At 55.3% G+C, this 10,341-nt stretch carries 9 protein-coding genes; 1 reads left to right on the top strand and 8 read right to left on the bottom strand.

The features are described from left to right. Nucleotides 1-234 precede the first annotated feature (234 nt). Nucleotides 235-453 (bottom strand): hypothetical protein, encoded by a 219-nt coding sequence (locus ACOIX3_RS08355; RefSeq protein ID WP_420969331.1) that lies wholly within the window; start codon nt 451-453, stop codon nt 235-237. Nucleotides 454-531: 78 nt separating this feature from the next. On the opposite strand from ACOIX3_RS08355, the gene ACOIX3_RS08350 reads away from it, so the two are divergent. Further along, a protein-coding gene (locus tag ACOIX3_RS08350; RefSeq protein ID WP_420969330.1) for an IS3 family transposase occupies nt 532-1,718 on the top strand; the annotation gives its coding sequence in 2 pieces (ribosomal slippage) (nt 532-784 and nt 784-1,718; 1,188 coding nt in all). 653 nt (nt 1,719-2,371) lie between these two features. Here ACOIX3_RS08350 and hxsC read toward each other — a convergent pair. The 7 genes from hxsC to ACOIX3_RS08315 form a co-directional block, all read right to left on the bottom strand. Next, nucleotides 2,372-3,553 (bottom strand): His-Xaa-Ser system radical SAM maturase HxsC, encoded by a 1,182-nt coding sequence (hxsC, locus tag ACOIX3_RS08345; RefSeq protein ID WP_420969329.1) that lies wholly within the window; start codon nt 3,551-3,553, stop codon nt 2,372-2,374. Further along, nucleotides 3,550-5,007 carry a His-Xaa-Ser system radical SAM maturase HxsB gene (gene hxsB, locus ACOIX3_RS08340; RefSeq protein WP_420969328.1) on the bottom strand — a complete coding sequence of 486 codons (1,458 nt, stop codon included), beginning with the start codon at nt 5,005-5,007 and terminating at the stop codon, nt 3,550-3,552. The genes hxsC and hxsB overlap by 4 nt, the downstream gene beginning before the upstream one ends. Before the next feature lie 21 nt (nt 5,008-5,028). Continuing rightward, on the bottom strand, nt 5,029-5,376 hold the full coding sequence (locus ACOIX3_RS08335; protein ID WP_420969327.1) for a hypothetical protein: 348 nt from the start codon (nt 5,374-5,376) through the stop codon (nt 5,029-5,031). Further along, entirely contained in the window at nt 5,357-5,659 is a 303-nt protein-coding gene (hxsA2, locus tag ACOIX3_RS08330; protein ID WP_420969326.1) for a His-Xaa-Ser repeat protein HxsA2, read from the bottom strand. The genes ACOIX3_RS08335 and hxsA2 overlap by 20 nt, the downstream gene beginning before the upstream one ends. A gap of 74 nt (nt 5,660-5,733) precedes the next feature. Next, the gene (locus tag ACOIX3_RS08325) at nt 5,734-6,270 is read right to left on the bottom strand and encodes a class I SAM-dependent methyltransferase (protein ID WP_420969325.1); all 537 of its coding nucleotides are present in this window, start codon (nt 6,268-6,270) and stop codon (nt 5,734-5,736) included. A 1,164-nt stretch (nt 6,271-7,434) separates the two neighbouring features. Beyond that, a complete protein-coding gene (locus tag ACOIX3_RS08320; RefSeq protein ID WP_420969324.1) occupies nt 7,435-7,893 on the bottom strand; it encodes a hypothetical protein in 459 nt (152 codons plus the stop codon). A gap of 870 nt (nt 7,894-8,763) precedes the next feature. After that, nucleotides 8,764-10,320 carry a hypothetical protein gene (locus ACOIX3_RS08315; RefSeq protein WP_420971986.1) on the bottom strand — a complete coding sequence of 519 codons (1,557 nt, stop codon included), beginning with the start codon at nt 10,318-10,320 and terminating at the stop codon, nt 8,764-8,766. Nucleotides 10,321-10,341: the final 21 nt, after the last annotated feature.

Genomic DNA, 10,341 nt, shown 5'->3' with positions numbered 1-10,341 from the left:
AGCCGTTGCACGACGTCATCGAGCAGGGCTACCGGGTGGTCCAAAGTTCGGTCTCGCTGCACAGAACCCCTAGACTCTAACCGCCGCCGGATGAAAGTTCGGTGGCAGGTCAACAACCTTAGGGTTTCGGCAAGAGGTTTTTGACGCGACGAGGAACGCGTCCGTCAGCGGACCGCCGCAAAGCGCGTTGGTCGTCGTATTGGCATCATCGCTGGTAGCATTTTTCTGTGAGACTTAGCCGCTTTCAGCCCAGGATCCACCGTCGAGCGAAAGCTCGATCACTCCCGGCCTGAAGTCCGCTCCCTTCTTCGTCAAGCCAGCCCATGCCCGTATGTTGCCGGCGAAGGTCACGCACGTCAGGTTCAGTACATCATCGATCACGATGAGAAGACCATCATCGATGATCTTGCCGATAGCCGGCCTCTTGTTTCTCTTGCTCGGATCGAGGCCCAATTCCCGTCCGCAGTGTGACCTGCCCCTGAGAATTTCCTCCAGAAGGAGTTAGAGTCCGGCCTGACGAAGGACGGACAGATGAAGCGAGCAAGGTTCACGGAAGAGCAGATCATTGCGGTGTTGAAGGAGCACGAGGCTGGAGCGAAGACGGCTGATCTTGCGCGGAAGCACGGGATCTCTGAAGCGACGTTTTACAATTGGAAGTCCAAATACGGCGGGATGGACGTCTCCGAGGCCAGGCGGCTGAAGGCGCTGGAAGATGAGAACGCCAAACTGAAGAAGCTCTTGGCCGAGCAGATGCTCGATGCGGCAGCGCTCCGGGAGCTGTTGTCAAAAAAATGGTAGGGCCCGTCGCCAAGCGCGCAGGGGTCGCGCACCTGAAAGCCGTCATGGGCCTTTCGGAACGGCGGGCCTGCTTGATCGTCGGTGCGGATCGGAAGGCGGTCCGCTACCGTTCCCGCCGTCGTCCGGACACGGAGCTTCGTGGGCGGCTTCGCGAGCTTGCCAATGAGCGCCGCCGGTTCGGCTACCGTCGGCTGTTCATCCTGCTACGGCGGGAGGGCGAGCCGTCAGGGATCAACCGCATCCACCGGCTTTATCGGGAGGAAGGGCTGGCCGTGCGCAAGCGACGCGCCCGCCGCAAGGCGGTTGGCGTCCGGGTGCCGATCCTTCTGGAAGCGAGGCCGAACGCGCGCTGGTCGCTCGACTTCGTTTATGACCAGTTTGCCAACGGACGACGCTTCCGCGTCCTTAACATCGTCGACGACGTGACCAAGGAGTGTCTGGGCGCAATCCCAGACACCTCGATCTCGGGGCGACGGGTGGCGCGGGAGCTGACGACGATCGTCGCGCGGCGCGGTAAACCGGGCTCGATTGTCTCCGACAACGGCACCGAGTTCACCTGCAATGCGATGCTGGTCTGGTGCAAGGAGACTGGCATCGACTGGCACTTCATTGCGCCAGGCAAACCGATCCAGAATGCCTTTGTGGAGAGCTTCAACGGCCGCATGCGCGATGAATTCTTGAACGAGACGCTGTTCTTCGACCTCGACGATGCCCGATCGAAGGTCGCCGCATGGATCGCCGACTACAATGGGGAGCGACCGCACTCCTCGCTGAAATACCAGACCCCCGCGGCCTACGCCGCCACATTCACCGCAACGGGCGATCGGCTGCGCAACCCCGACCAGCTCCGCCGATCGCCCGTTGCTCCACCCGCGCCACTCGGCGTACAAAACCCCGAGACTCTAACCGCCGCTGGATGAAAGTTCGGTGGCAGGTCAAGTGGATCACCGAGGAGCTGGCGGCGTCGAGCTTCGGTGATATATTTGCAATGCGCGTCGAAGGTTAGATTGGGGCCACCAGTGACGCTGCTGATCATCGTCCACCGCGCTTCGTGCCGGTCAAACGGTTGCAGACTCTGGCGATGGATCGCGTCGGTCATGAGCGCTTGCGCTTCCTGCAGATATCAAGATAACAAGCGACTAACCGTCAAAGCGAATCCCCTAGTGAGCTCTTTCTATATATTGCCTGAAGGGGGTAAGGCTGAAGAGCCCGAAGGGATGACGGGGCTGGCGAGTCATGGCGCCAGAGGAAAGGTCCTCATCGCGTTCCCCGGCTCGCGGGAGGCTGGTAGCGAGGCAGTGTTCGCAAGACGCACTCGTCCACCCGCGCGTGAAGGGAGTTCGCAGTGTCGCTGTCTCCGAAGAAGATTCGGCGGTTCAGCCGGTCACGTCCCCCAAGAGCCTCGATGCAAAACTCGCGGGATTTTTCGATTGCTCCGCGTTCCGCGTCAGATAGCGCGCTCTGGGCATGCGCAAGCGTACAAGCCAGGAAAAGCGCGGCGGCTATCAAGGGAGGATGTTCCAGCCAACGTTGACAGAGCAGGCGTGAAGCTACGAAGCCAAAAGCCTTGAGCTTATTGAATCGCCGCAATGCCGCGACTCCAGCGCGGGCGTCCGGATGTAAACAATCCGCCGCACCTGCTTTTCTCAACACACTTATTGCACTCTTCAGTATAGCCATTCTTCCAATCTGAAATCGATTGAACTGCGTGAGGCCAAATAGAGACGTCAAGCACACATCGTGGAAGATTGTAGACCGAAACGGTCATGCCAGTGGCCGCCAAAATGTGAACACCTTCGGAAAGGCTCTCGCGGTAATCCATCGGATCAATCCAGAGCGACTGCTCGTTGGCGATAGCGAAGCCGGTATTCTCCATTCCCATTAGCGCCACATGATCGACAAATGGGAGATTTCGAGCAATCCACCGGCTCGTCTCAGCTATGATTGGAGCTGTGTGCGCATGCAGAACCACACGCACTTCCACACGTTGTCCCCTATCCTTAAGCTTTAAGATACCAAGGATCGTTTCATCAAACGCACCTTTGGCCTGAACCACATAATCGTGTATGTGATCTACGGAAGAATAGACTGGAATGGCCGCGATTAGGCTTGGGTGATTTACGTCCTTCCACGCGTCGACAATTTCGGACCTTGCAAAGGCGCGCCCATTCGTCAGGACCTGGATAGCCGTGTTTGGAAGCAGATCACGGCAATCCGCGAGGATTTCGATAAATTCAATCCAGTCAGAGAGCGGCTCTCCTCCTGTAAACGTTAGGGTAGGCGCACTCTTCGGTACAAGCGGTAAACTCTCTCTTATCTCATCTAAAATCCAACGATCATCAATGTCCTTTGGAGGCTGTGAACACATCAGGCAGTAATTGTTGCAGCGCTCTGTTACGAGGAACGAATTGTGGCGCGAGTTATTCCGGAAAAGAGTCCGAAATTTTCCAGTCGGAATGTGAATGCCAACAACATCTCCAGCACCAAGATAATCAAACTTAGCTGGTACAGCGATTATTCGATCAAATCTGCTCACGCTCGATGTCGGGAGATCGAGTGCATCGTTGATCACAAAAATTGAGCTGCGCTTTTCCTCAATTGACCGTGACAAGTCATCATTTGACCTGACGATATGGAAGTCATGCCTGTCAAAATGCTCCTCCCTTCCAAGCGACCTTAGGCGAACAACGATTCTAGAAGGCTCGCCTACAAATCCTTGCCAGCCAACGGCAGTTCCAAACAGCGGAAGAGTCATATGCCCGCCCAACGCCGCAGAATTGCTGCGTCCCTTGGTGAGTTCTCTAATATTTCCAGCAGCAGACGCATTGTCCCCTTCTGGCGTTCGCAGAAATCCGAAAGGGGCTTAATCCCAAGCATGTCGCCTTGCGTAGCATGGTGGTGAACGGGATTCGCGCCGCAATGACTCTCAAACACACAATCGGAGCATTCTGGTGCGCATTGTGTTAGAGAATCGGAAATTGCATCGATCAGCGTGTCCGAGAGGACAAGTGAACGGTAATCGTGCGTGTCAACGTGTCCTAGACGAAACGCGTTGTCACCGGTTTCCGCAAGCATGCGCCCCTCGTCAGAGGCATAGACGCTGCCATCATAGTTATAGACAAGAGCTCCGATACCGACGCCTGCCGGGCTCCGCAAATCAACGTAGCCGATCGGCTTATCAGTGAGCATTCGAGTTACGACTAAAGCAGAGTAGAATTCGCGAAATGCCGTCCCTTGATGATTGATTTCGAGAATGCGTCGAAGGCCTCGTTCAAAAAAGCCTAGCCAACGCTTAGTGTCATAACGATGATATTGCTTTGTCTTGATGGCGAAACCGAAGGGCGATAGCGGGCGAAGGAATATTCCGTCTAGGCCTAGCTTCAAGTATTCATCAATGATCCCGTCAACTCGATCCAGGCTAGCCTCGGTGGTGGTCATGAGTGCGCCGATGCGATCGTGCCCAAGGACCTCTTGTGCACGGCGGATACCGCTAACGGCTAGCTCATAGCTATTTCCGCCCGGCCTTGGCCGGTTCTTGTTGTGTAGATCAGCCGGTCCGTCGAGAGATGTTGACAGAAGAATTCCGTTGGCTTTGCAAAACTGCAAGATGGTGTCATCAAGCAGTGCTAGGTTCGTCGCAACTACAAAATCAACCTTCTTACCAAGTCTCGCAGACCGTGAGTTGGCGGCGTGCACAATCTTCTTGATCAGATCAAAGTTTAGAAGTGGTTCGCCGCCTTGGAATTCGATCTTTATCCGTGAAGACCTGCTCTCGAATGCAATATCAAGCGCTCGCTGGGCCGTCGCTTCACTCATATCAAATCGTGAGCGGTCGGCACTTTGACGCGAGACTTGGCAATACGGGCACGAGTGCTCGCATCGCAAAGTCACAACAAACATGTGAAGGGGGGTCATCTCACGCAAGAATGACATACGACTTCGAAGACGCAGCGCAAGAATTTGCTGCTGGGCTTTTTGGTGGGTGCCAGTTATTAAGTGCGCTGCGTAGGCCTTTTCATAAAGCCCATCTCCAGGCGCCAACTTAAGGTCAATCACCTTGTTGACTTCATCCTCGGTCAGTCGGATGAAATCGCCAACCATATTTGAAACTAGGAATTGCGCATTTCCTGTTCGTTCAAAATTGAATGGCAAAAGCGCAAGCTCGCCACTCGGCGAGCCAAAAGCTTCAGAAGCAGCAAAGCGGGCCATGCTAAGTCAATTCTAACGTGACTATTTGTTGTTTTGGTCAGCTGCCAACGAACCAAAAGCAAGCGCCAAAATTACATTGCGAATGCCAGCGGTCTTTTCCGCCACCTGCGCCCTCAGGTTCTCGTCTGTGACGAGTTCCAGAAAGCGCGTCTTTAATTGATCGGCATCTTCTATACCGTCCCGTACTGCGCGCGCCCGTGTCTCAAGACGGCAGATAAGCCGGCCGTCAATTTCCTCGATCTGACAGGTAGCGACTCCAATCAGACGATATGCAGCCGCTTGCAAAGCATTCAGCGTCTGAACGCTTGCGTCAAAATCCAGATCAGTTGAAATTTTCGGTTCGTATTTCTCAGTAGCGACTTGAGGCATGTGATGCGTGGGACGCGTGAGACGCATGGGAAGCGTGAGACGAGTGCTGCGCAACCAACGTTCCGTCGGGCTGCTGCGTCATCACAAAGCCAAGAAGGTCCTCACCAACCTGATAGTGAGTATTTGGCTCCAACTGTGCAGCCGAACTCTCAGCACCAACTGTTGAAGCTTTGACGTCGCCAATTGAGCCGGTTGCTTGCGCTTCAGTGCTAACCACCTGAGTACCGGCCAGCGAAGCCAGCGCGGCACCGAGGGAAAAAATTTGTTTAGAGTTCAGAGACATCGAGACCCCCAGTCATATTGAGTAACGTTTGAGCATAAGCATTATTTTTCGAGCGGTTGCAAGCCTCCGGGGTCTCAACTTTGGTCAAAACCTTGAGGCCGATTGGACTTTTGCGAGAGCGCGCATACAGCAACCGCCTCTTGATGTGTGGGACCGACGGGTCTTTCCTTGTAGTAGACCAGCTTATGGCCCTCGAGTGCACGTCGAATTGCCCCAGCTCTTGGCAATTCCAAGTAATTCTGCCCCTGTCCCCCGAACGTCTCAATGTACAGCCAGCCCCCATCCTTTAATGCGGTGCACAAATCTGAAATGATTTCCTGCACCGGATAGTGAACGCAAACGATCGCGGAAAACGACGACTCGCCAAACGGTAACCGGCTCGGCTTAAGGTCGGCGCATACCGGGAAAACCTTCCCAGACCTGATCCATTTGGGGCCGTCCAATTTTATTGCGGCTGTGTTCTTGAGTGAATCGAGACAATCGAGGTCTTTGTCGACCGCTACTACATCATATCCTCGGGCGGCCAACGCCAAAGCATTTCTTCCAAATCCACATGGAGCGTCCAAAATCGGCTCACAGTAGGACGAAGTTACTTGGTCAAGAAATTGCATCAAGGTTTTGGACGGGGCGAGCGAAGGTAGCGGCTTGGCTCTAGGCACTTGGCAAATTTATCCCCTAACGATGCCCGAAAGGAGCGGGACAACACCGCCTTGCGCGCTGTTGTCCCTGTCCTTCTCACGGATGCTGCTCGTTCTTCGCCGCGCGCATTCCTTGTGCGGCCGTGTCTCGTTCACACATGAACGCGCCATCTTTGGTGTTTCCATAATTGTGCGTACCAGCGAAATGGTAGATTTTTGAGCGCAAGTTTACCCAAACAACTGTGTCACCCAGGCAGGTTGCCTTTGCCTGAGCTTCACTTGCAAACTGACCCGCTCCAGAAGGCGATCCAGTGGAGGGGCCCCTTTCTGTCGTACCGTAAGGAGGCTGAGCGCTTGGCCTTGAAGCTGGTGCTGGCGCCGGAGCAACGGTCGTAGTCGCAGGAGCTGGCGCAGGAGCGGCAGTCGTAGTCGTAGGGGTTGGAGCGGTAGTCGGTGTCGCAACGGTTCCGGTGCGACATGCTGCTACGTATGCCCTCTCAGTGATGCCCTTTGCCTGGAAGCCAGCCTTGTCGGCTCGCCACTCTTCAGTGCAGGCTTTGATGGTCTTCCCATTAGGGGCGGCTGTAGTGGGCACCGGGCCAGGAGAAGCAGTCGTAGGAGCTGGCGCAGCGGTTGTAGTAGTAGGTACTGGAGCTGGAGCAGTAGTGGGTGTGGCCACGGTTCCGGCGCGACATGCTGTTACGTATGCCCTCTCGGTGATGCCCTTTGCTTGGAAGCCAGCTTTATCAGCTCGCCACTCTTCAGTGCAGGCCTTAGCAGTCTTGGCGCCTGTGCTGCCGCCTGGCGCGGCTGTACCAGACTGCGGGACGGCAATTGTGGGTGCTGGGCCAGGAGCAGCGGTCGGGGTCGCCGCAGTCCCGGCGCGACACGCCGCTACGTATGCCTTCTCCGTGATGCCTTTAGCTTGGAAGCCAGCCTTATCCGCGCGCCACTCTTCAGTACAGGCCTTAGCCGTCTTCGCTTGAGCCCAAGCGTGGGAGGACAATGCAGCAAAACCAAGTGCGACAGCGCAGACTGAAATTAGAACCGGCTTCTTCATTTCATATTTCCTCCCAAATTGGCGACCTGTACTCTTAACATATCCGTCTCGACGTCTGATTTCTATCCCGAGGTCGATTACTCTCGGTCGTCATTGTCCTCGAATTTCTGCAAGCGGCATTTCACCGCCTTCGTGAACTCTTCAAAAGAGTCGAATTTTTCCACTCCGTTCAAGAATTCACCTTCCACGTAACCATCATCTCGAATCCGGAAGCCCACGCCATTCAGATACCCGGTCTCTTGTTCTAGCGCTCGGCCAATCAACACAGTCTCGACGTGAAGTGGCGGCTTCAAGGGATTGATCGACCCTTTAGAACGAATCTGCTTGAAGGGAACGTGCATTCCAGTTTCGGAGCTCCCTCGAAGCGAGCCCTCACGAGTAATGCTTCCAAGAACTTCCTTTGACTTTTCCGAGGCGGTAGTCGATCCAGCCAACCGGCCGGTTGTGCTAGAAATGCGCTCCAAAATTGCACGGTGAGGGCTGACCTCATACTCAAAAAACAGATTCTTTTCTATTTGAACGCGCCGTCTGGTCATGTTGATTCTACCTCCGAGCGCAAAATTGGTTGACCCTACATAGCATTAAACTTGCAAGACGTGGAAGCGGCTGACCGCCTTTCATTGCCTTGCGTGACCACCCGACCAACCCACCTTGTCAATGAACGGCGATCTCAGTCGGCAGCAAATGATCGGTGAAGAAATGGACGCGGACGAGCGAGGGAGGTAGTACGCCATGGCGGCGAAAAAAGTTGGTAGACTGCAATCGCCCGACTAGGAATATATTTGCGTGAAACTCTGTACCTCCACGAATTGATACGTCTCAACTCGCGGTCGGGAGACCTACGCGAGCGCAATGTATGCAGCCCAAGTCGACGGTGCGCCTCGCGAGGCTTAACTAGCGAACGCAACGAACGACCCGGTGCCACCCCCGAGGCCACCATTCAATTTCCGGCCAGGGCTGGGTGGGGTACTTGAGCCAGCCGGGCGCACCGCGCTTCCCCCGTGCCCCCTTGACAGACACGGCCCCAGGGGGGGGTGAAGGCAAGAGCCTGCCAAGGGGCAAGGAGCCGGTGAGCAGTGTACGACCTCATGCCCATTCGATCTGGCTGTCTAGCGATGCTCTCAGCGCGCTTCCAAGCCGCTCAAGTTCGAGCGATTGTGTGTTTGAGATGAGTGGCAATGAAATTCACCTGGCGTGGGATCGCCTTATCACACGCGTGGGGCTGAACGACCTTCGTTTCCACGACTTACGGCACGAAGCGATTAGCCGGCTCTTTGAATTGGGGTTGTTTCGATACGCTCACGCCAATTCAACGGCGGTATTCGAAAAGCTGAACACGAAACGGCAACCAATTGGTCAGGGGCATTCGAGCAGCGTAATGACAGATCCGCTCAGGAGTCTCTAAGCTAGTCGCGGAAGCGCTCGGGATGCTTTTGCATCCGATCAAATTCCTTCATAACCGCAGCGATCTGTGGGGGCGGCTCGAACCTCACTTTGACCTCAAAACTCGTTGCACCAGCCTTGAGCGCTTCCGTCTTTTCATTCCACTGATTGGTCAGATCCTCCACCACGCGGATGAGCATATCCCCAATGCCATGAAACGCGTCTCTCAATGTCTCGAATGCGGGCGGCACCATGGCTGCTCTTACAGAAAGTTCAAAATCCACAAAGCGTCGGCAAATTAAGAAAAGGGAATTCACAGCTTTTAGTATCTTGGCTTCATCGCCCGGCACGCCCGGTGCACCCAAAGCATCAATCAAACTTTTGTCGATACAAACAGACATGTCGTGAATTGCTGCCGACAGGTCGCTGGTTTGGCTCCCGACCCATTTCGTGAACTCGGCCCCCGAGAACCGCTTGGTTGGAGTGCTCGCCGGCAATTTGCTCAAACTCTCGTGTTCGGCCTTGATCGACCACAGCCTATTCCCAAGCAACTCCTGCACTAGCAAGAACTCCCACAATTTTCCATGATTGAGCGCAAGTGAACGAACAGCCTCTGTCTCGTTTGCGTAGAGCGCTCGAACGTCCGTCGCCTCCGGAGCTTCGATCCGCGGCATAGGAGGCGGAGATACGGACACATCGGCCACCCGCATTGCGTGGAAGGCCGATGCGAATTTCTGCGACGCCTCCGTGCGAGAACAATGTATTCGCTCTTTTAGGCCGCTGGCAGATAAGAAATCGATTTCACCATAGAGGCAAATTGGTAGCTGGCGATTGTTGTTAAAGCGCCGATCGGGACCACCCTTTCGATTTACGTAGCGCCATGTCTCGCCGACGACAGTAGCATCGCTTGGCGCTTGGCCGTCTTCAATGAAACGGGTCTGTTGGTACGAAAGATCAACATCTGCGTATTTCATCGCGGCGATAGCACCTCCCACAACAACGAGCACCGCATCAGGCGTAAGGTAGATAGTTTCCTTGCCAAGCGGCAGTTGCAGAAAATCGACGTTACTGGCAACGAGCGGCGGTTTGCTTCTGGCAAATGCAATTCGCGTTCGCTGCACGGTCTTCGAAGCCCCGGCATTTCGCTTCCAATCAGTTTCCTGCTTTTCTAGCGGAATCCTCCACAGCCCGCTGCAACTTGCCATAACGCCAAAAGCCCGCGAAAGCGCTTCAAACCGTTCCGACTCCTCGCCCGTTAGCTCGTAATCGAGGGATACTGTGCTCGACTGGCGTCCGTGAATCGCAATTGCGCCGGTGACGATAGCCGCTCCCGCAACGAGCGCGAGTACAGCGATCGGGGCCGACTCAGAACCTCCCCTTAGCGTCAAAGCAACGATGGCTACGAAGAATACCGTCAGTAGCGTAAGCCCGGTCTTATATGCTCGCCATCGAGCCGCCCCCTCGTTCAACGCTCCCGCTATATCGACGGTTGAGTCAGCTACCAACTGTTCAATTGGCGCGCTGTCGATTACGACCGCATCCTGATCTGCGTTCGTCGGTTCATATGCGGCAGATCCCACGGCAGGCCGAGCGGGAGGAGC

Origin of the sequence: Bradyrhizobium sp. B120, assembly GCF_049075665.1 — a bacterium.
Taxonomy (GTDB): domain Bacteria; phylum Pseudomonadota; class Alphaproteobacteria; order Rhizobiales; family Xanthobacteraceae; genus Bradyrhizobium.
Note: the sequence above shows the minus strand (reverse complement) of the source record. Positions and strands in the feature narration are given on the sequence as shown.